Annotated in this window: 24 protein-coding genes, 2 tRNA genes and 2 pseudogenes; 19 read left to right on the top strand and 9 right to left on the bottom strand. The window is 63.2% G+C overall.

The features are described 5' to 3' along the window. The first annotated feature begins 64 nt into the window (after nucleotides 1-64). From hpf to G542_RS15715, 8 genes are all read left to right on the top strand, one after another. The gene (gene hpf, locus G542_RS0102900) at nucleotides 65-403 is read left to right on the top strand and encodes a ribosome hibernation-promoting factor, HPF/YfiA family (RefSeq protein ID WP_012697496.1); all 339 of its coding nucleotides are present in this window, start codon (nucleotides 65-67) and stop codon (nucleotides 401-403) included. Between the two features lie 134 nt (nucleotides 404-537). Beyond that, nucleotides 538-1005, top strand: coding sequence for a PTS IIA-like nitrogen regulatory protein PtsN (gene ptsN, locus G542_RS0102895; protein ID WP_027823334.1), 468 nt, complete (start codon nucleotides 538-540; stop codon nucleotides 1003-1005). Then, on the top strand, nucleotides 998-1957 hold the full coding sequence (hprK, locus tag G542_RS0102890) for an HPr(Ser) kinase/phosphatase (RefSeq protein WP_012697498.1): 960 nt from the start codon (nucleotides 998-1000) through the stop codon (nucleotides 1955-1957). Before ptsN ends, hprK begins: the two co-directional genes overlap by 8 nt. Continuing rightward, a complete protein-coding gene (gene rapZ, locus G542_RS0102885) occupies nucleotides 1938-2774 on the top strand; it encodes an RNase adapter RapZ (protein WP_027823333.1) in 837 nt (278 codons plus the stop codon). The genes hprK and rapZ overlap by 20 nt, the downstream gene beginning before the upstream one ends. A gap of 5 nt (nucleotides 2775-2779) precedes the next feature. Further along, nucleotides 2780-3157: a NusG domain II-containing protein gene (locus G542_RS0102880; RefSeq protein WP_027823332.1), complete on the top strand. Its 378-nt coding sequence runs from the start codon at nucleotides 2780-2782 to the stop codon at nucleotides 3155-3157. Beyond that, on the top strand, nucleotides 3147-3683 hold the full coding sequence (locus G542_RS0102875) for a Gx transporter family protein (protein WP_034984899.1): 537 nt from the start codon (nucleotides 3147-3149) through the stop codon (nucleotides 3681-3683). The genes G542_RS0102880 and G542_RS0102875 overlap by 11 nt, the downstream gene beginning before the upstream one ends. Continuing rightward, entirely contained in the window at nucleotides 3667-4284 is a 618-nt protein-coding gene (locus G542_RS0102870; protein WP_027823330.1) for a flavin prenyltransferase UbiX, read from the top strand. The genes G542_RS0102875 and G542_RS0102870 overlap by 17 nt, the downstream gene beginning before the upstream one ends. Beyond that, nucleotides 4281-5702 carry a bifunctional ADP-dependent NAD(P)H-hydrate dehydratase/NAD(P)H-hydrate epimerase gene (locus G542_RS15715; RefSeq protein ID WP_051189866.1) on the top strand — a complete coding sequence of 474 codons (1422 nt, stop codon included), beginning with the start codon at nucleotides 4281-4283 and terminating at the stop codon, nucleotides 5700-5702. Before G542_RS0102870 ends, G542_RS15715 begins: the two co-directional genes overlap by 4 nt. 136 nt (nucleotides 5703-5838) lie before the next feature. Here G542_RS15715 and G542_RS0102860 read toward each other — a convergent pair whose 3' ends face one another. Continuing rightward, nucleotides 5839-6234 (bottom strand): RNA-binding S4 domain-containing protein, encoded by a 396-nt coding sequence (locus G542_RS0102860; protein ID WP_012697504.1) that lies wholly within the window; start codon nucleotides 6232-6234, stop codon nucleotides 5839-5841. Beyond that, nucleotides 6231-6887, bottom strand: coding sequence for a fumarylacetoacetate hydrolase family protein (locus tag G542_RS0102855; RefSeq protein ID WP_027823329.1), 657 nt, complete (start codon nucleotides 6885-6887; stop codon nucleotides 6231-6233). Before G542_RS0102855 ends, G542_RS0102860 begins: the two co-directional genes overlap by 4 nt. A 789-nt stretch (nucleotides 6888-7676) precedes the next feature. On the opposite strand from G542_RS0102855, the pseudogene G542_RS19720 reads away from it, so the two are divergent. Both G542_RS19720 and G542_RS19585 read left to right on the top strand, forming a co-directional pair. After that, nucleotides 7677-8003: pseudogene (locus G542_RS19720) on the top strand (methyl-accepting chemotaxis protein); the annotation flags it as partial. 27 nt (nucleotides 8004-8030) lie between these two features. Next, nucleotides 8031-8441: a CZB domain-containing protein gene (locus tag G542_RS19585; protein WP_373279774.1), complete on the top strand. Its 411-nt coding sequence runs from the start codon at nucleotides 8031-8033 to the stop codon at nucleotides 8439-8441. A gap of 50 nt (nucleotides 8442-8491) precedes the next feature. On the opposite strand, the gene G542_RS0102845 is transcribed toward G542_RS19585, so the two are convergent. The 7 genes from G542_RS0102845 to hpnC form a co-directional block, all read right to left on the bottom strand. Then, nucleotides 8492-9172: an energy-coupling factor ABC transporter permease gene (locus G542_RS0102845; RefSeq protein WP_027823328.1), complete on the bottom strand. Its 681-nt coding sequence runs from the start codon at nucleotides 9170-9172 to the stop codon at nucleotides 8492-8494. A gap of 126 nt (nucleotides 9173-9298) precedes the next feature. Next, nucleotides 9299-10660, bottom strand: a complete 1362-nt coding sequence (gene radA / locus G542_RS0102840; RefSeq protein ID WP_012697509.1) for a DNA repair protein RadA — start codon at nucleotides 10658-10660, stop codon at nucleotides 9299-9301. Next, a complete protein-coding gene (locus tag G542_RS15705; RefSeq protein WP_012697510.1) occupies nucleotides 10660-11121 on the bottom strand; it encodes a hypothetical protein in 462 nt (153 codons plus the stop codon). The genes radA and G542_RS15705 overlap by 1 nt, the downstream gene beginning before the upstream one ends. Nucleotides 11122-11147: 26 nt before the next feature. Further along, a complete protein-coding gene (locus tag G542_RS0102830) occupies nucleotides 11148-11891 on the bottom strand; it encodes an SDR family oxidoreductase (RefSeq protein WP_012697511.1) in 744 nt (247 codons plus the stop codon). Next, nucleotides 11888-13207 (bottom strand): hydroxysqualene dehydroxylase HpnE, encoded by a 1320-nt coding sequence (hpnE, locus tag G542_RS0102825; protein WP_244878670.1) that lies wholly within the window; start codon nucleotides 13205-13207, stop codon nucleotides 11888-11890. Before hpnE ends, G542_RS0102830 begins: the two co-directional genes overlap by 4 nt. After that, nucleotides 13168-14019, bottom strand: a complete 852-nt coding sequence (gene hpnD, locus G542_RS0102820) for a presqualene diphosphate synthase HpnD (protein WP_027823326.1) — start codon at nucleotides 14017-14019, stop codon at nucleotides 13168-13170. Before hpnD ends, hpnE begins: the two co-directional genes overlap by 40 nt. Nucleotides 14020-14060: 41 nt before the next feature. Continuing rightward, the gene (hpnC, locus tag G542_RS0102815) at nucleotides 14061-14873 is read right to left on the bottom strand and encodes a squalene synthase HpnC (RefSeq protein WP_027823325.1); all 813 of its coding nucleotides are present in this window, start codon (nucleotides 14871-14873) and stop codon (nucleotides 14061-14063) included. A gap of 162 nt (nucleotides 14874-15035) precedes the next feature. On the opposite strand from hpnC, the gene G542_RS0102810 reads away from it, so the two are divergent. The 9 genes and pseudogenes from G542_RS0102810 to G542_RS0102780 all read left to right on the top strand — a co-directional run bounded on the left by G542_RS0102810 (nucleotide 15036) and on the right by G542_RS0102780 (nucleotide 20198). Beyond that, nucleotides 15036-15111: transfer RNA gene (locus tag G542_RS0102810), tRNA-Ala, on the top strand. A 39-nt stretch (nucleotides 15112-15150) separates the two neighbouring features. Continuing rightward, nucleotides 15151-15226: transfer RNA gene (locus G542_RS0102805), tRNA-Glu, on the top strand. A gap of 213 nt (nucleotides 15227-15439) precedes the next feature. Next, nucleotides 15440-15970, top strand: coding sequence for a hypothetical protein (locus G542_RS0102800; protein WP_027823324.1), 531 nt, complete (start codon nucleotides 15440-15442; stop codon nucleotides 15968-15970). 175 nt (nucleotides 15971-16145) lie between these two features. After that, a complete protein-coding gene (locus tag G542_RS0102795) occupies nucleotides 16146-17252 on the top strand; it encodes an ADP-ribosylglycohydrolase family protein (protein WP_027823323.1) in 1107 nt (368 codons plus the stop codon). Between the two features lie 48 nt (nucleotides 17253-17300). Then, nucleotides 17301-17537: a hypothetical protein gene (locus G542_RS18375; RefSeq protein WP_155826588.1), complete on the top strand. Its 237-nt coding sequence runs from the start codon at nucleotides 17301-17303 to the stop codon at nucleotides 17535-17537. A 144-nt stretch (nucleotides 17538-17681) separates the two neighbouring features. Further along, nucleotides 17682-18416 (top strand): annotated as a pseudogene (locus tag G542_RS0102790) (methionine ABC transporter ATP-binding protein); the annotation flags it as partial. Next, nucleotides 18408-18695, top strand: a complete 288-nt coding sequence (locus G542_RS19715) for an NIL domain-containing protein (RefSeq protein WP_444542755.1) — start codon at nucleotides 18408-18410, stop codon at nucleotides 18693-18695. The pseudogene G542_RS0102790 and the gene G542_RS19715, both read left to right, overlap by 9 nt. Continuing rightward, on the top strand, nucleotides 18692-19372 hold the full coding sequence (locus tag G542_RS0102785) for a methionine ABC transporter permease (protein ID WP_012697519.1): 681 nt from the start codon (nucleotides 18692-18694) through the stop codon (nucleotides 19370-19372). Before G542_RS19715 ends, G542_RS0102785 begins: the two co-directional genes overlap by 4 nt. Before the next feature lie 52 nt (nucleotides 19373-19424). After that, a complete protein-coding gene (locus tag G542_RS0102780) occupies nucleotides 19425-20198 on the top strand; it encodes a MetQ/NlpA family ABC transporter substrate-binding protein (RefSeq protein WP_012697520.1) in 774 nt (257 codons plus the stop codon). Nucleotides 20199-20207: the final 9 nt, after the last annotated feature.

Here is a 20207-nt window from a genome sequence, read left to right as displayed (position 1 = left end):
CAATGCACATTCCGGTGTCTTCCAGCAGTATGGAGACACGTTCCCCACCAGAAGGAGTTAGGGTATGAACCTGAACATTACTGGCGTCCACCTCGAGGTCACTTCGAGCTTGCGCGACTACCTGACCGAGAAACTTGACCGCGTTACCCGTCACGTCGACAACGTGATTGCAGTCAACGTTGCCCTGTCTGTCGACAAGCTGGACCAGAAGGTTGCAGTGGACGTGCATCTCAAGGGGAAAGATATTCATGTCGAGGAAGTTGCCAGTGACATGTATGCCGCCATTGACCTCGTCATCGACAAGATCGACCGTCAGGTTCTGAAATACAAGGAAAAACAAACGACCCACTTCTCCGACAAGGCCCATAAAGCCAACGAACTGTCAGCCGGCTCGGAAGTCTGATTTCCTTCAGGTCCGTTTGAACGGGAACCCTTGCGGTTCCCGTTTTTTATGGGCAAATCACACGGGAGTCGTGACCGGCCGGGCGAGTCGCTCTAGAATGACGGATTGTGCCTTTCGCCTGTTCCAAAACCGTCATGAGCCTGATCGCCCAAATCCTGCCCGGCCCCGACCATCTGCTGATCGATCTGGACGTGAGCAGCAAAAAGCGCGTATTCGAGCAAGTCGGCATCCTGTTTGAAAACCGGTACAACATTGCCCGCAGTGCCGTATTCGACAGCCTGTTTGCCCGCGAGAAGCTGGGTTCCACCGGCCTCGGCCACGGTGTAGCCATTCCGCACGGCCGGGCCAAAGGCCTCAAGGACGTTGCCGGTGCCTTTGTCCGCCTCAAGGAAGCCATCCCCTTCGATGCTCCCGACGGCAAGCCCGTCAACCTGCTGTTTGTCCTGCTGGTTCCCGAGCAGGCCACCGACCGGCACCTGCAGGTGCTGTCCGAACTGGCCCAGCTCTTCAGCCGCCGCCAGCTGCGCGAAGCCCTGCTGGCCGCACCGGACGCCAAGACCATCTACCAGTTGCTTACGCCCGCACAGGACAGCCATGCCTAGCATAACGGTCAGGAAGCTTTACCAGGACAACCGCCAGAAACTCGGTCTGAGCTGGGTGGCCGGTTCCAGTGGCATCGACAACCTGATCAGTACCGACGAGCAGCGTCCCACGCTGGCACTGGTCGGCCACCTGAACTTCATCCACCCCAACAGCATCCAGGTCTTCGGCGTCGCCGAGTGTGACTACTTCAACGCCCTCCCTCCGGACCAGGCGCACGACACGCTGGCCCAGCTGTTCCAGCTGCGCATGTCACTGATCATCGTGGCCAACGGGCAAGCAGTTCCGCCAGCGCTCAAGACTGCCTGCGAACAGAATCGCGTTCCGCTGGTCACTTCCGCCCAGCCCTCCCCCTACCTGATGGACGTATTGCGCATCTATCTGGCCCGGGTACTGGCAGTCTCGACTGTCCTGCATGGCGTCTTTCTGGACGTGCTGGAAGTCGGCGTACTGATCACCGGCGACAGTGCCATGGGCAAAAGCGAACTGGCACTGGAGCTGATCTCGCGTGGCCACGGCCTGGTGGCAGACGATGCCGTCGACCTCTACCGTATCGGACCGGAAACACTCGAAGGCCGCTGCCCGGAGATGCTGCGTGACTTTCTGGAAGTACGCGGGTTGGGCATCCTGAACATCCGTACCGTATTCGGCGAGACAGCGGTCCGGCCGAAGAAGATGCTCAAGCTGATCATCCATCTGGTCAAGGCTACCGACCAGATCATGCAGGACATCGACCGGCTGGCCATCCAGTCGGAAACGCAGGAAGTGCTGGGGGTCAAGGTCCGCAAGGTCACCATACCCGTAGCCGCCGGCCGCAACCTTGGCGTACTGGTGGAAACCGCCGTGCGTAACTACATCCTGCAACTGCGCGGCATCGACAGCACCCGCGACTTCATCGAACGGCAGACGCGCATGCTGCGCGAGCAGGAAAACCATGCAGCTGATCCTGATTAGCGGTCTGGCAGGCTCCGGCAAAAGCATTGCCCTCAACGTGCTGGAAGACAGCGGTTATTCCTGCATCGACAACCTGCCACTGACCCTGGTGCCCGACACGGTCGAGCGACTGGCCCCGCTGGGCTACGAACAGCTTGCCATCAGCCTCGACACCCGCGACGGTGCCAGCCGTCTGCTTGAGGTCATCCACGCACTGGAAACTGCCGGCCACAACGTGCGCTTCCTGTTTCTCGAAGCCCGCACCGATACGCTGATCCGCCGTTTTTCCGAAACCCGCCGCCGTCACCCCCTGTCGCGCACCGCCCTGACCATCCCCGAAGCCATTGCCCGCGAGCGGCAGCTCCTGCAAGCCATCGCCGGTCTGGGCCACCGCATCGATACCAGCGATCTCTCTCCCAACCAGTTGCGCCGCTACCTGCGCGATGTCATCGCCCAGGCACCAGGACGCATGCTGGTCGTCATCCAGTCTTTCGGTTTCAAGCACGGCGTCCCGCTGGATGCCGATTTTGTCTTTGACGTGCGCTGCCTGCCCAATCCCTACTACGACCCGGCCTTGCGCCCCTTTACCGGTCGTGATGCTCCGATCATCAACTTCCTGACAGCCGAACCACTGGTCCAGGCCATGGCCGACGAGCTGAGCGGACTGGCGCTGCGCTGGATCCCGGTCTTCCGCCACGACAACCGCAATTACCTGACTTTTGCCATCGGCTGCACCGGCGGCCAGCACCGTTCGGTCTATCTGGCCGAAACCCTGGCAGCCCGGCTGCGCGAAACCGGCGAAACGGTGCTGCTGCGGCACCGCGAGCTTGACCGCTGACCTCCATGCAGCGCTTCCTGCCGGCATGGCGTCCAGGAGACTGGGGACTGTGGCTGACCGCCCTGCTGCTGGTCATCGCCAGCGGACTGCATTTCTGGCATGACGGCATCGGCGACACGCTGCGGATCCGCGCCAACGGCCAAGTGTTCGGCGATTATCCCCTGCGGCTGAACCGAACCCTGGACATTCCCGGCCCGCTGGGCCACACCACCATCGAAATCCGCGCCGGACGGGCACGGATTGCCGCCGACCCGAGTCCGCGCCAGTATTGTGTCCGCCACGGCTGGCTGACCCGGCCGGGTGAAATGGCCATTTGCCTGCCCAACCGCACCAGCATCGAAATCCTGCGTGCCCAGCGTGATTACGACAGCCTTGGCTACTAGCACCTCACTGACCCTCACCGCCACACCCGCCGACCGGCAAACAGCCCGGCTGGCGGCCATTGCCATCGTGCTGGCCCTGATCGACGCCGGCATTCCCTCGCCCCTGCCCGGCCTCAAGCCCGGATTTGCCAACATCGTCACCCTTGTTGCACTGGAACGGCTGGGGCTGCGGGCCGCGGTTGCCGTCAGCCTGATCCGGGTATTTGCCGCTGCCCTGCTCCTCGGCAGCCTGATGACCCCCGGCTTTTTCTTCAGCCTTGCCGGCGGCATTGCCAGCCTGGCCACACTGGCACTGGCGCACTGTCTGCCACGCCGCTGGTTCGGCATGGTCAGCCTGTCGCTGCTGGCCGCCTTTGCCCATATCGGCGGGCAGCTGCTGCTGGCCCGCCTGTGGCTGATCCCCAGCGACGGACTGGGCTATTTTGTCCCGCTGTTTCTGGCCGCCGCCTTCGTCAGCGGCACGGTCAACGGTATCATCTGTGCCCGACTGCTGACAGAAACCCGTCCCGATGATGCCCCCGCGTAGCCTGACCCTTGCCCTGACCGGTGCCTCCGGCCTGCCCTACGGCCTGCGACTGCTTGACTGCCTGCTGGACCACGACCTAGAAGTCCGCCTGCTGTATTCGCAGGCTGCGCAGATCGTGGCGCAACAGGAACTGGGCCTGCGGCTGGCCAGCCGCCCGGACGAGGCTCGCACGGCTCTGCTGGCCTGGCTGCAACGTCCTGATGACGCCCGGCTGCGGGTATTTGGCCGCGAAGAATGGTTCGCACCTGTCGCCAGCGGCTCCAATCCGTCGGACGCCATGGTGATCTGCCCCTGCACCACCGGCACACTGGCCGCGATTGCCCACGGCCTGTCCGACAACCTGATCGAGCGGGCGGCCGATGTCAGCCTGAAAGAAGGGCGCAAGCTGGTGCTGGTGCCGCGCGAAACGCCCCTGTCGGTCATCCATCTGGAAAACATGCTAACACTCGCGCGGGCCGGCGCCGTCATCCTGCCGCCAGCGCCGGGCTTTTACACCCACCCGCGTACCGTGGCAGACATGGTGGACTTCGTGGTAGCCCGCATCCTGGACCAGCTGGGCCTGCCACACCAGCTGCAACCTCGCTGGGGAGAACCCGAATGAACCCGGTCCGCCCGATTTTTTCTGCTACCGGCCTGCGCATGCTGGAAAGCCGGGCCGAGCAGGCAGGCATGCCCCTGATGGACCGCGCTGCCGGCCTGATTGCCACGCATGTCGAACAGCATTTCCCTGACCGGCCAGTCGTGGCTGTGGCCGGTCGCGGCAATAACGGCGGAGATGCCATCCTGGCAGCTGCCCGGCTGGCCTGCCGGGGCATTCCGGCTGCCATCCGGCTGCCGCTGGGCACTCCGGACACCGCCGCTGCCCGGCAGGTACTGGAGCAGGCCCGGCAAGCCGGCGTGCGCCTGCTCCAGGCAGACGAGGACTGGCCCGAAACCGCCGTGCTGCTGGACGGCCTCTTTGGCATCGGCCTGACCCGGGCACCGGAAGGTGAAGCCGCGCAGGCCATCGAACGCATCAATGCCCATCCCGGTCCGGTGGTCGCCATCGACCTGCCGTCAGGGCTGGACGCGGAACGTGGCGTGGCGTACGCGCCCTGCGTCCGGGCACAGCACACGCTGACTTTTCTGGCTGACAAGACCGGGCTGCTGACTGCCGACGGCCCTGACCATGCCGGCGAGGTGTTCGTACACGTGCTGGACCTGCCGCCGGACTGGCTGCCCGACCCCGTGGCGGCGTGTCATGTCCCGCCCGAGCCGTGGCTGCCCCCACGCCGGCACAACAGCAACAAGGGCGTGTTTGGCGGCGTCGGCATCATCGGAGGCGCCGAAGGCATGACCGGTGCCGTGCTGCTGGCGGCACGGGCAGCCTTGCGCCACGGAGCCGGCAAGGTGCGGGGCGGCTTTGTTGCCCCGTTTCCGGCGCTGGACCCCCTGCACCCGGAGCTGATGCTGGCGCGGGCCGAGGCCGTGCTGGCCGCACCGGATGTCAGCGTACTGGCCGTCGGCCCCGGGCTGGGGTGCAGTACCGAAGCGGGCGAACTGCTCGCCCGCGCACTGGCATGCCGGCTGCCGCTGGTGCTGGATGCCGACGCACTCAACCTGCTGGCGCAGGACCCGGCATTGGCAGAGGCCTGTCGCCAGCGCGGCCTGCCAACCATCCTGACGCCGCACCCAGGCGAAGCTGCCCGCCTGCTGGCTACCGGCACCGCCAGCATTCAGGCCGACCGGCCGGAAGCTGTCCGCCAGCTGGCCCGCAACTGGCAGGCGGTCGTGGTGCTCAAGGGCTGCGGCACGCTGGTGGCCGGGCCGGACGGCTTTTTCACCGTCAACCCGACCGGCCACCCGGGACTGGCACAGGCCGGACAGGGCGACACGCTGACCGGCATGATCGCCGCCCTGCTGGCACAAGGGCTTGATGCTGCGGCAGCCGCCCGTCTGGCCGTATGGCTGCATGGCCGGCACGCCGGCGCCATTGATCCTGCGATTCTGGAGTGCGCCCCTCACCAGGCGGCAGACTGATGCGGGCTGCGGGCATGCAGCCATACGGCCGCAATGCACCAGCCCGTCCGGATACGCCCACAGGAATAACGGCTGGTGCAGCCCTGAAGCGGCCGGGAGCCGACAGGGCCGTCACGCCATGCAGCGCCGCCGGTGACTAGTCCTGCCCGTGACGAAAACGGTCAATGTCGCGCCGGGCCTTCTTGGTCGGCCGACCCTCGCTGAACGGAAAACTGGCCCGCTCGGCCGCCAGCTGCAACTGGCGGGCCTCACGCCGTTGCTGGCTTTCTGCGGTTTCCTGGTACATGGTACGGGCGATCGTGGCCGATCCTCGCCGGTCCAGCGGCAACAGCACATTCAGCACGTACTCGAGCTGGTTCAGGCGCAACTCGATACGGTCACCGGCCTTGACGAGCCGGGAAGGCTTGGCCCGTTCACCGTTAAGGCTGACATGCCCGGCTTCGATGGCGTCCTGCGCCAGCCCCCGGGTCTTGTAAAAACGCGCAGCCCACAACCATTTGTCCAGCCGGACCCGGTCCTGCATGTCACTCATTCTGTCACCTTGAAACGGGCTTCGATCAGGCCGTCCAGCGTCAGCAGCAGGCAGTCCCCGGCCTGAAGCGGACCGACTCCGGCCGGCGTGCCGGTATAGATAATGTCTCCGGCCGACAGGCCGTACTGGCGTGACAGGTAACTGACCAGCATCGGCAACGGGAACAGCATCAGGTCGGTATCGCCCGACTGGCGCACCGTACCGTTGACCGTCAGGGAAAAACGGAAACGGCTGGCTCCGGCCACATCATCGGCCGGTACGAAATCACTGATGCAGGCAGCGCCCGGAAAGCCCTTGGACTTGGTCCACGGATGCCCCTTCTGCTTGGCCTGGGCCTGCACGTCACGCGCGGTCAGGTCCAGCCCGATGCCGTAACCGGCCACGACTGACAGGGCACGCTCCGGCCCGATGTCCCGGGCATCGCGGCCGATCAGCAGGACCAGTTCGGCCTCGTGGTGCACATCCTGCGACCAAGTGGGCAGCCGCAAGGGTTCGCCGACCTTGAGTACCGAAGAAGTCGGTTTGAGGAATACCATCGGCTCTTCGGTTTCAATGGCATTGCCAAGCTCGGCGGCGTGAGCGGCATAGTTGCGGCCGATGCAGAAAACATTGCCAACGGTGATCTCTCCGCCAGCCATGCGTACAGTTGCCATGCTGTTTCCCCTGAAAATGGAATCACGTCGCAGCCATTCCGGCCCTCGTCCCGAGAGCTGGCTGCTACCGGCATGATGATAACGGTAAACGGCCGGTACGAGACCGGGTGTACGCCATCCGGACAAGTTTTCCCGGCAACGGCCCCTGATCGGTCTGACCCGCCTCAGGCACAGTCGTGCGCACAGGAAGCCCTCGCATTTCCGATACACGGGTACCGCCCTCCCCACACCACAGGAGCGGAAAATCACATAAGCATAAAATTACGATTTACAACCAAACAAGACAACAAACAAGCACTATTTTTACTTTGTCTGACAAATATCCAAATCGAAAAACCACGATAGCGGTAGGATGTTGTCCATCGTCATGAATAGTGTCCAAAATCACTGTTCAAAAATAAAAGCCGCTGATTTTGAGGAGACGGATCAATGTTGTTTACTGGCCGCCGCGAACGTGAAGAACTGCAAACCCGTAACCAGGCACTGGAATTGCGCCAACAGGAACTCGAAGAGGCTCTGGTGCAGGCCCGGGCCGAAGCCGAACAGCTCCGGACCCAACTGGCCGGACACGAATTCCACCAGACCCGGAGACAGGCATACCACGGAGGATTGGCACACAGCCTCGACAGTGTCGAAGTCATCCGCCAGTCTTTTGCCTCCTTGGCCAACCAGCTTGACGGAGACTTCGAGATTGCCTGCGATGCCACCCAGATGCTGGGCCACACCCAGCAGGCGCTCGCCGGACTGACCGACAATTTCCAGCACATGGTCAGCGCGCAAAGCGAAACCGCCAGCCGCATGGATACGCTGAGCGAGCACTCCGGCCATATCGGCGGATTTGTGCAGCTGATCAAGGACATTGCCGACCAGACCAACCTGCTGGCACTGAACGCCGCCATTGAAGCCGCGCGCGCAGGGGAACAGGGCCGGGGCTTTGCCGTGGTGGCCGATGAAGTGCGCAAGCTGGCCGAGCGCACCACCCAGGCGACCAGTGAAATCTCCAACCTGGTCAACTCGATCACCAACGGTACGGCAGATGCCAAACAGCAGGTCCAGGCCACCGCGGACCAGGCCGGTCATTACCTGACCCAGAGCCGGAACACCTCGGACACCATTACCAGTCTGGTTTCAAAAAGCGGCCAGATGGCCACGGCCATTTCCAACGCTGCCCGCGGCAGTTTCCTCGACGTGGTGAAGCTCGACCACTTTGCCTTCAAGCTGGAAATCTACAAAGCCTTCATCGGCATGAAGCAACCGGAGCCAGACGGCATTTCGGACCATCACAACTGCCGGCTGGGTAAATGGTTTTACGAAGGACGCGGCGCACAAGAATGCATTGACAGCAATGTTTTCCGGCAACTCGAAAATCCGCACCAGACCGTGCACCAGAAGGGGCGCGAAGCCATGCAGGCGCTGGTTGATGGCGACATGAACCTAGCCCGTCAGGCTCTGGATGCCATGGAGGAAGCCTCCCTGCGGGTCAACGATCTCCTCGCGCAGCTGGCGGCCGAACGCTGCATGAAGGAATACCCGCACCAGAAAAAACCCCAGTAAACCATCCGGTCAGCATCCCGGACGGGCACCGGCATCCGGTGCCCGTTTTGTCATGATCCGCCGGGATTTTTCTTGTTGCAGAAGTAGAACCGGTCGTCGAATGTCGCCACCCAGTGCGGCTTGTACACCACCGAAATGGCGATCAGGATGCCTGTCGTAAAGGCCTCCGACCACGACAGCAGGAAATAGAACGGCAGGACTTCCGTCAGCAGGTAATCAAGCGCATAGGCCTTGGCCAGAAACAGCATCAGCACGCCCAGCAGGCTGGATGCAAAAAACGTGGCACCGCCCACCATGAATGCGTTGAAGAAGATGTAGACAAAATAGTTTGCCGGCATGTAACGCCGGGCCAGCCGGAGCATCAACGTGCAGGCCGCCACCGGAAACGCGGCAAAAATCAGGTAATTCAGCCCGGCAGACAGCCAGTCCAGTGTTCCCCAGCCAGCCAGCGCAGCCACCACGACCGCCATGCCCATCAGGGCCATCCACGGCCCTGCCAGCAAGGCGAATGCCGTCGAACCCAAGAGGTGAAAAGCCAAGCCAGGCGTCAGCCCGCCGCTCATGCGCCAGAAGAGCATGATCACTACGCAGGCCCCCATCCAGGCATTCAGCGCCACCGGATCAAGGCTGCGCCAGCGGATGCGCCAAGCAGCCAGCCCGATCAGGGCAACCGAAGCCACATTGGTGCCCCACAACCAGGCGGAAGGAAAGTACGAAGCAGGCAGATTCATGATCAGGCAACCCCGGCAGGCATAAACCGATCATAGCAATCCATGCCGGTTTCGCGCCCCGCATCGACCGGGAGCTCCTCCAGAGCCGCCAGACCACCGGCCTTGAAACGGCGCCGGCTCGCCCTTTCAGGCATCCCGGCAGGCCGCCACTGCTTCGTCCAGCCGCTCGACCGCCACGATTTCCATTCCTTCAATACCACCCTTGGGCTGGTTGGCCGCCGGCACGATTGCGCGGGTAAATCCCAGCTTGGCCGCTTCCTTCAGCCGCTCCTGCCCGCGCTGCACCGGACGCACCTCACCCGCCAGCCCGACTTCGCCAAACACCACCATTTTGGCCGGCAGCGGCCGGTTGCGCAGTGACGAGGCAATGGCCAGCAATACCGCCAGGTCAGCGGCCGGTTCGGAAATCTTCACACCGCCGACGGCATTGACGAATACATCCTGGTCAAAGCAGGCCACACCAGCATGCCGGTGCAGCACGGCCAGCAGCATGGCCAGCCGGTTCTGCTCCAGCCCGACCGACAGCCGCCTGGGCTGCGGCGCATGCGCCTCGTCCACCAGCGCCTGTATCTCCACCAGCAGGGGACGCGTGCCTTCCTGCGTCACCAGTACGCATGACCCCGGCACGTCATCACGATGGCTGGACAAAAAGATCGCCGACGGATTGGACACCCCGCGCAGGCCGCGGTCGGTCATGGCAAACACGCCCAGTTCGTTGACGGCACCAAAGCGGTTCTTGATCGCACGGATCATGCGGAAGCTCGAATGCGTATCGCCCTCGAAATACAGCACCGAATCGACAATGTGCTCCAGCACCCGCGGCCCGGCCAAAGCCCCTTCCTTGGTCACGTGTCCCACCATGACGATGGTGATGCCGGTCTGCTTGGCCACGCGGGTCAGCTGGGCCGCACATTCGCGGACCTGCGCTACCGAACCCGGTGCTGACTGCAAGGCATCGGTATACATGGTCTGGATCGAGTCGATCACCGCCACTTCCGGCGCTTCGTGCCGCAGCGTCGCCAGAATCTGGTCCAGCCGGATTTCCGCCAAAAGGCGCACCGAACGTGCGTCCACCGCCAGCCGGGATGCACGCAACGCCACCTGGGCGGCCGACTCTTCGCCAGTGACATACAGCACCTTGCGGCTGGAGCCGATGGTCGCCAGCGCCTGCAACAGCAAGGTCGACTTGCCGATGCCGGGATCCCCACCGATCAGCACCACGGCACCACGTACCAGCCCGCCCCCCAGCACCCGGTCCAGTTCGTCGATGCCCGTGGGCGCGCGTGGCGCTTCCACGGCCTCGACATCAGCCAGCGTCTGCACGGTGGAGGTCACCGACAGCGACTCGAAGCGCCCGCCGGCCCTGGCCGGCTCGACCACGGTTTCAACCAGCGTGTTCCAGGCACCGCAACCCGGGCACTGTCCCTGCCATTTGGGTGACTGCGTACCGCAGTCACTACAGACGTAGACCGTCTTGCTCTTGCCCATCAGCGCAAGGTCACCGAGCTGGCATTGTCCGGCGACACCGGAACCTTGCCTTCGATCAGCATCTTTTCCATGGCCTTGGCCGCCGATTGCGGCTTGGCATTACCGTCCTCGATGGCCCGCATCAGCTGCTCCACCTCGGGGTCACGCTGTTTGGGCTGCATCACGGTCGGTTTGGCCTCGGCCTTTTTGACCTCGGGCTTGGGCGGTGCGGGATCGGCGGGCGGATTCATGGTCGGCAGCTCATGCTTCGACATGTATTCGTTCATCTGCTTCCAGCCGGCAAAAATCTGCGCCCGGTCAGCGTCAGGATGACGGATGTAACACTCTTCCAGCGACCGGCCGGTCTGGCGGCAGCCGGCTCCGATGGCCTGGTTGGCTTCGCTGTTAAGGCCGGTCACGTTCCCAATCCAGTTACAGCCGGCCAGCAAGGTGCTGACGCTCAGCAAAAACAAGGCTCGCATGAAGTTAGCTCCGCAAAAAAACCCGGTCAGGGATTGAGTTCGACGATTTCACCGCTGCGACCGGCACTTTCCGGCCCGGCCCAGTAGCGGAAGGCCGGCAGCAGCGTGTCGATCGACGGCAGTTCCGTCTTGGCCACGCCAGGATGGGTACGCGTGCGCTGGGGCGAATGCACCGGTCCCGGCACCAGCAGGTTGACCCGCAGGTTCGGGTAGCAGTCCCACTCGCTGGCAGCAATCTGCGTCAGGTGCGACAGGCCGGCCTTGGAAACCGAAAATGCACCCCAGTAAGGCGAAGCCTTCAGGCCGTGGGTTTCACCGACAAACACCACGCTGGCATCCGGCGAGCGGGCCAGCAGCGGCAGACAGGCGCGGGTCAGCGCAAACGGCGCCACCGTGTTGATGCGGAACTGGTTCATCCATTCTTCGATGCGCTGGTCCCGCAGTGGCGACAGGGCATACAGGTGCGCTGCACAGTGCACGATCCCGTCCAGCCGTCCCAGCTCCTTGTAGATCTGCAAGGCCAGCTGTTCGAACTGCTCGTCAGAGGTTTCCAGAAGATCCATCGGAATCGCTGCCGGTTCGGGACCACCCGCGGCAACGATTTCGTCGTAGACGGCTTCCAGCCGGCGGGCATTGCGCGACAACAGGACCACGGTGGCACCATGCAGGGCCAGATCCAGCGCCACTGCCTTGCCGATGCCCTGGGACGAGCCGGTGACGAGGATCACGCGATCCTGCAAGGGTTTCGGAGTCGGAAGGGATTCGTTCATATCGTTCTTTTGGTTTGGGTCAGCGAAGCAGCCAGCGCATCGGCTGCGCGGGTTCCGCTTCTGATAGCGCCTTCAATCGTGGCCGGATATTCGCCGGCCACGTAATCTCCTGCCAGCCAGATCCGCGAGTCGGGAGTCGCGGCCGGTGGCCGCTCCAGCCCGGCCTCGCAGGAAAAAGTTGCACGTTGTTCGGTAATCACCTGCTCCACTGCCAGAGGCCCCAGTTGCGGCCAGCACGCCAGCAGCTCGGCCGCCACCCGTTGCCCCAGTGCGTCCGGCGCCAGCGCCTGGTGTTCGCCCGGCCCGCTGATCACCACGGCCAGCTGGCCGTCATGACCGGCCAATTGTCCCCGATCCAGCACCCACTGGGCAATCGAACCACTCATGCCCAGCATGGGGCGCGGCAAACGAACACCGGGCCCGGCTTGCAGGTACACCGTCGTTATCGGCTGCACGGGCAATGAATTGATGCATTGCCGCAATGCCTGCCAGTCACCCGACTGCGGCAACAGGCCGGCGGCATGGTACGGCGCAGTCGCAACCACCACTCCGGCAAATGCCTCGCCATCCACCGCCACATCACCGGCCAGCGGCCGGACCGTGCGGACCCGGGCAGCACGCCGCACGGCATGGCCGGCCTGCTGCAACCGCAGCAGTGCCGGTTCGGGCAGCAAGGCAGACAGGTCGACACGCGGCAGCAGCAGGTCGCTGGCATCGCGGGCGCCGGCCAGACTGTCACGCAGCACCCGCGCCAGCGTGGCCATGTCGGCCACGCCCAGGGGGGTATTGAGGGCAGCCAGAACCAGAGGCTGCCAGAAGCCCGTCACCAGCCGTGGCGACTGGCGGGTCTGGCTGAGCCACGCAGCAACCGCCATGCCGGCCGGGACGCGGAATCCGGCCCGCTGCAAACGCATCAGCGCCAGCATGAGCCGCAGCTTGTCGGTGCCGGTGATGCCGCGCGCGCGCGCCAGTCCGGCCAGCACATGCAATGGCGCAGGCCAGGCCGGCAGCACCAGCGACATGCCATCCTGCACGTCCAGCGCCAGAGGCAGACGCAGCAGGGCCGTTTCCGGATCGACACCGACAGCCCGCATCAGGGCGAGGGTTTCGCGATAGGCGCCCAGCAGGATGTGCTGGCCGTTGTCCAGACGGCCCTCGCCCACCCGCCGGGAACGCCCGCCGGCGACCCGCCCGGCCTCGTACAGGGTGACATGCGCCCCCAGCCCGGCCAGACGCCAGGCTGCTGCCACACCGGCCAGGCCGGCACCGATGACGGCTAGGCGCGGGGCTTGAGGCCGAAGGTCCAGGTTTTCCACGCGAGCCACACTTTGCGCCGGGCCGGCAACGAGAGTTTCTGGTTGAGGGTTCTGGCCGGGCCGTCGAGGGCGATTTCGTCCAGCAGTGCCCGGTAGATGGCGGCCATGACCAGTCCGACCCGCTGCCGGCGGGCATCCACCGCCGGCAAGGTACGCAGGGCCTGGTCGTAAAAATGCTGTGCCCGGTCGATCTGGAAGCGCATCAGTGCCTCAAAGGCCGGAGATTCGCGATAGGCCAGCACGTCCCCCAGCGGCACGCCGAAGCGCACCAGGTCTTCCTGCGGCAGGTAGACACGGCCGCGCCGGGCATCTTCGCCCACGTCACGGATGATGTTGGTCAGCTGGAAGGCGATGCCCAGATCATGGGCGTAATGAAAGGTCCGCTTGTCGTCGAAGCCGAAAATCAGGGCGGAAAGCTGTCCGACCACACCGGCTACCCGGTAGCAGTACAGTTGCAGGTCCTTGAAGGTCAGGTAGAAGGACTGGTCCAGGTCCATTTCCATGCCGTCGATGATTTCGGCCAGCAGGTTGTGCGGCAGGTCGAACGCCGAGACGTGCGGCGCCAGCGCGCACAGTACGGGATGGGTAGCCTGCCCGGCATACAGTGCGGCAAGCTCGGCCCGCCACCAGTCCAGCGTGCGGCGCGCCAGGGCCGGATCGCGGGTTTCGTCGACAACGTCATCCACTTCGCGGCAGAACGCGTACAGGGCGGTAATGGCACGCCGCTGTTCCGGGGGCAAAAAGCGGAAGCTGGAATAAAAACTGGAGCCGCTGGCGGCCGCCTTGTTTTCGCAATACTCATCAGGCGTCACGCGCCAGGCTCCTTGGATGAAATGGACGGGAAAACCTGCTGTCAGCGGGCACGTACGGCACGCCAGAGCATGTACAGCCAGTCGGACGGCCGCAGTACCGGCCGTTGCCGGAACACGTCGCCGTTGCTGGCGTGGATTTTCTGCAGGATGCGCTCGCCGCCGAGAATGATCAGCCGTAGTTCCAGCCCGAAGCGGCCCGGCAGGCGTTTGCCTAGCGGCGCACCGGCAGCCAGGAACTGGCGTGCCCGCCGCACTTGGTCGCGCATCATCACGCCCCACAGGCCGCCCGTGTCACCGCGGGCAATGGCATCCTCGGTCAGGCCGTATTGTGCCAGTGCGCTCTGGGGCAGGTATACCCGTCCTTTTTGCCAGTCAACGGCCACATCCTGCAGGAAGTTGACCAGTTGCAGGGCCGTGCAGATGCCGTCGCTCATGGCCATGCTTTGCCGGTCAGTCACGCCAAAAAGATGCAGCATCAGGCGTCCGACCGGGTTGGCCGACAGCCGGCAGTAACTGACCACGTCCCCGAACGTGGCATAGCGGGTGACGGTGACATCCTGCTCGAATGCATCCAGCAGGTGATAAAACGGCTCCAGCGGCAGCCGGTGTTGCTCCACGACCCGGGCCAGATCGCGGAAAAGCGGCATGTCCGGAACCTGCCCGGCCGCCAGGCAATCAAGCTGTGTGCGGTATTCGCGCAGACGGAGCAGCCGGGTTTCCGGCAGTTCGTCGCCCTCGTCGGCAATATCGTCTGCCGAACGCGCAAAGCGGTAGATCACATGAGTGGCATGGCGGACGCGCTTTGGCAACAGCCAAGAACCGACCGGGAAGTTTTCATAATGATCAACCGACAAGACGGGCTCGCTTTTGAAAATGCAAAAAGGCGGCAAATTGTAGCCGAAATGAATGAATGTCACGTTTTTTCAAAAAATGCTTGACGGTCTAAACCGGCATTTATATTATGCGCCCCACTTCGACGGCACAGGTTTTTGTAGCTTGTGGACGCACCGGAACGTGGGGGTATAGCTCAGCTGGGAGAGCGCTTGCATGGCATGCAAGAGGTCAGCGGTTCGATCCCGCTTACCTCCACCACAGTTTGATTTTACTGGCGTTCAGCCAGCACCGGACAAGGTCCCCATCGTCTAGAGGCCTAGGACACCGCCCTTTCACGGCGATAACCGGGGTTCGAATCCCCGTGGGGACGCCACACCAGTTTTGAAAGCCACCCTAGGGGTGGCTTTTGTCTTGTCTGCCGGTACACCAGCCACGGCAATGCCGTCCGGCATGCCTTGCCGTATCCCCGGTCAATTGCCAGCACGCCAAAAGCAAACAAACCCTTTGATTCACATGATATTTCGCCTGAATCATTCCGGCATCGATTATCATGCTGTTTAATTGAACTAGCCCGACTATTCCTTACATGACCAGCAAACCGGTTTTTGACCTGATTCTTCAGCCTCAATTCAAGGGCTTCCTGATTCCGCGCCAGCAGAATCCTTTTTACGAATCCGACGGCCGCACCCCCAGCAATGCTGTTGCGCGCAAAGGCCGTCTGGCTGACCTGCTGGCCTCCTATTTCGAGCGCCTGGGCTTCCCGCTGGCGCGCCATCTCCAGAATGACAGCCGCTTTCATGCCAAAGACGTCATTGAAATCTTTCCGGCCCGCCCGGTCGGAAAAAAATACGTCCACCTGCAAAGTTCACTGAATCCGAACCAGCAATGGGAAATCAATCCTGACGGTGATGATACCTCGCCATGGACGCGCAACATCGACTGGATGGCCTGCTGTACGACCAAACCCTTTTCCAAGGACTTTGATCTGGTACACGTTCTGATGATCGCAATCGACAGCATGCAGGCATATGAAGGGCAACGGGCCGACCATACCGCCCTGTTGCGCATGGAAAGCGAAGACCAGTCGCGCTGGCGTTTCCTGTATCAGGTGGATTGATTTCCTGCCGGCATCCAGCCATATCGGGCCCCTCCGTTTCTGCCCGGCCACAAACAGCTTTCACTGATATTCAATACGCAAAGCGCGTAAACTCGCCATCCACGCAGCCTTGGCCTCCGGCCCGACCGGACGGAGCAGTCTGCAAACACATTTTCATGCCGAGCCGGAAGCTGCCATGCCTTTGCCCTCACCGCTTTCCCGTTTTCGCGGCTGTCTGCTGGGCGGTGCAGCCGGTGATGCACTGGGCACTCCAGTCGAGCAACTGAGTCACGCAGAAATCTGCCGGCAGTTCCGACCCGACGGCCTGACCGGTTGCGCTCCGGCCTGCGGCAGACCTGGCCGCATTACCGACGGCACGCAGCTGTCACTTTTCACCGCCGAAGGACTGATCCGCGGCTGGGTGCGTCTGCGGCTGCACCGGCAGACCAGCTACACCGGCGTCACCGCCAATGCCTACCTGCGCTGGCTCGCCACACAAGGCCTCACTTCCGTAGCCATCCGCGAACCACAAACCGATGCCCCGGGCTGGCTGGTTTCCCGCTTCGGACTGCACCAGCAGCGCAACCCCGGCCACACCTGCCTGCACGCCCTGCAGGCCATGCCATACCTGGGCGCACCAGCCAGCAACGACAGCAAGGACTGCGGCGGCGTCATGCGCTCGGCCCCGGCAGGACTGTTTGTCTGGCGATTGCGCGGGCAAGCCGGATTGCAGGATGCCCTGACACTCGGTACCGGGCTGGCCGCCCTGACTCACGGCCATCCGACCGGAGCCGTGTCCGGCGGTGCCCTGGCCATGCTGATACTGGCACTGGCCGATGGCGCCAGCCTGCCTCAGGCACTGGATGCCACCCTGGCCTGGCTGCCGCTGGCCGACGGCCATCAGGAAGTGCTGGCCGCCCTGCAACACGCCAAGACACTGGCACACTCGGCCCAGCCCCCGCTTGAGGCCATTGCTGCGCTCGGCCATGGTCATGTCGCCGAGGAAGCCCTGGCGATCGCGGTGTACTGTGCCCTGGTGGCCAAAGACTTTGCCCACGGCGTCTTGCTGGCGGTCAACCACGACGGCAACTCCGGTACGACCAGTGCCATCACCGGCAACCTGCTGGGCACGCTGCTTGGCGAGGCAGCCATTCCGGAATCCTGGCTTGCCCCACTCGAACTGCGCAGCGTACTGGCCGAAATCGCCGGTGACCTGCACGCTTTTGCAGACTGGGACATTGGCCCGGCCCCCGCACAGGCAGCATTGACCGGCCGGATCAGCCGGAAATATCCCGGCATCTGACTGCATTTCGGTTCCTTGGCCGGCATCAACCCGCCCGGCTCATGATCCATGCCCGCCCCTGCTGCACCAGCCATGCCGGCCCGGTTTTGCCGCAATCCTGAAAGCATGAAAACCGTCCGGAAAACCATGCCATTGCCTTTGCAACACGACAGGCAGAAAATGGTTCAGGGCAGTTTGCCATGTCGTTGGCGTCCGGTTTTTCGTTATAAAAACCTTTCGTTTTTTTATTTGACAACACCGATCACGAACGGCAGGATATTCCAAAACCTGATTACGCCGATTTGATCACAGCTTGCGGGCGTTAAACTGCTAAAGCGTTACGGAATGCTCCGTCATTCCACAACCACAGATTCAAGCCCGCCGTGATTGATGTCCCGGCGGGCTTTTTACATTGACCGCTGCCAAAGTCCGGCAGCCAGAAGCAGATTCATGATTGAGTTACTCGAGGTTGAAAAAACCTACCAAAAACCCGACGGCAGCCAGTTCCAGGCCGTTGCCAGCACCTCGCTGACCATTGAGCGCGGCGAGATCTTCGGCATCATCGGCCGCTCGGGCGCCGGCAAATCCACGCTGGTGCGCCTGATCAACCTGCTGGAGCGCCCGACCGCCGGGCGTGTGCTGATCGACGGCAACGACATCACCCGCCTCGACAGCGACGGACTGCGCGCCGCACGCCAGCAGATCGGCATGATCTTCCAGCACTTCAACCTGCTGTCGTCGAAGACCATCGCTGCCAACGTCGCCTTTCCCCTGCAGATCGCCGGTCGCCACAGCAAGGCCGACATCAGCAAGCGGGTAACACAGTTGCTGGAGCGGGTCGGGCTGGCCGAGCAAGCCGACAAATACCCGAGCCAGCTTTCGGGCGGCCAGAAGCAGCGGGTCGGCATTGCCCGCGCGCTGGCCACCAATCCGAAAATCCTGCTGTGCGACGAAGCCACCAGCGCACTCGATCCGGAAACCACCCGCTCCGTATTGCGGCTGCTGGCCGAAATCAACCGCGAACTCGGCCTGACCATCGTGCTGATCACCCACGAAATGGACGTGATCCGCAGCATCTGCGACAAGGTCGCCGTGCTGGATGCCGGACATGTGGTGGAAAGCGGCCGTGCATCCGATGTTTTCCTGCATCCGCAGCACGCCACGACCCGCCGGTTCGTGCAGGAAGCGGAAAACATCGACGAAAACGACCAGTACGCCGACTTTGCCAACGTGCCCGGCCGCATCGTGCGCCTGACCTTCGTCGGCGAGCGGACCTACGAGCCGTTCCTGACCCGGGTGGCCCGCAATACCGGCATGGACTTCAACATTCTTTCCGGTCGCATCGACCGCATCAAGGACACACCCTACGGCCAGCTCATCCTGTCACTGGTGGGCGGCAACCAGGATGACGCCATCGCCCAGCTGGTCGAACACGGCGTGACCGTCGAGGAGCTGCGCGCATGAACGCCGAACTGCTGAACGAACTGTTTGCCAACGTCGACTGGCTCGACATCTGGCTGGCGAGCCAGGACACCCTGATCATGGTGGGTGTCTCGCTGGTGTTTACCATTGCCTTCGGCCTGCCGCTGGGTGTCCTGCTGTTCCTCACCAGCAGGCAGCAACTGCTGGACAGCCCGCGCCTTTACCGCGTGCTGGCCTTCATGACCAACCTGCTGCGCTCGCTGCCGTTCGTGATCCTGCTGATCGCCATGATCCCGATCACCGTGCTGCTGACCGGCACCTCCATCGGCGTGGCCGGGGTGATTCCCCCGCTGGTGATCGGTGCCACGCCCTTCTTCGCCCGGCTGGTGGAAACCGCCCTGCGCGAAGTCGACCGCGGCATCATCGAAGCCTCGCAGGCCATGGGCGCCTCCACCCGCCAGATCGTGCTGAAGGCCCTGCTGCCCGAAGCCCTGCCCAGCATCCTGGCCAGCGTCATCGTCACCGCCATCACCCTCGTGTCCTACTCAGCCATGTCCGGCCTCGTGGGCGGCGGTGGCCTGGGCGACCTCGCCGTCCGCAACGGCTACCAGCGTTTCCAGACCGACGTGATGATCGTCACCGTCGTCCTGCTCCTGATCCTGGTGCAGGTGCTGCAAAGCGTCGGCGACCGTCTGGTCCAGCATTTTTCGCGCAAGTAACACCGGGACACCCCGGGCATCCCATCCATCAAAAGAGAGAGAAGGTTCCATCATGAAACAGTTGCTCGCCCTGCTGGCCACCGTGGCCGCATTCAACGTCCACGCCGCCGACAAGCTGACCGTGGCCGCCACCGCCGTCCCGCATGCCGAAATCCTCGAATTCGTCAAACCGGCCCTGGCCAAGGAAGGTGTCGAGCTGGACGTGAAAGTCTTTACCGACTACGTGCAGCCGAACGTGCAGGTGGCCGAAAAGCGTCTTGATGCCAACTTCTTCCAGCACAAGCCGTACCTGGACGAATTCAACAAGGGCAAGGGCACCAATCTGGTGACCGTGGTCGGCGTGCACATCGAGCCGTTCGGTGCCTACTCGACCAAACACAAGAAACTGGCCGACCTGCCGCAAGGTGCCACCGTCGCCATTCCGAACGACCCGACCAACGGCGGCCGTGCGCTGATGCTGCTCGACAAGGCCGGCGTGATCAAGCTGAAGAACCCGAACAACGTGCTGGCCACGGTGAAGGACGTCAGCGCCAACCCGAAAAAGCTGAAGTTCAAGGAACTGGAAGCCGCCACCCTGCCGCGCGTGCTGAGCCAGGTTGATCTGGCCCTGATCAACACCAACTACGCCCTGGCAGCCAAGCTGAACCCGATGAAGGACGCGCTGGCGATCGAAGGCAAGCAGTCGCCGTACGTCAACATCCTGGTTTCGCGCCCGGACAACCAGGCCACACCGGCCATGAAGAAACTGTCGGCAGCGCTGACCAGCCCGGCCACCAAAAAGTTCATCGAAGACAAGTACCAGGGCGCCGTGGTACCGGCTTTCTGAGCCAGACCC

This window comes from Laribacter hongkongensis DSM 14985 (assembly GCF_000423285.1).
GTDB lineage: Bacteria > Pseudomonadota > Gammaproteobacteria > Burkholderiales > Aquaspirillaceae > Laribacter > Laribacter hongkongensis.
Note: the sequence above shows the minus strand (reverse complement) of the source record. Positions and strands in the feature narration are given on the sequence as shown.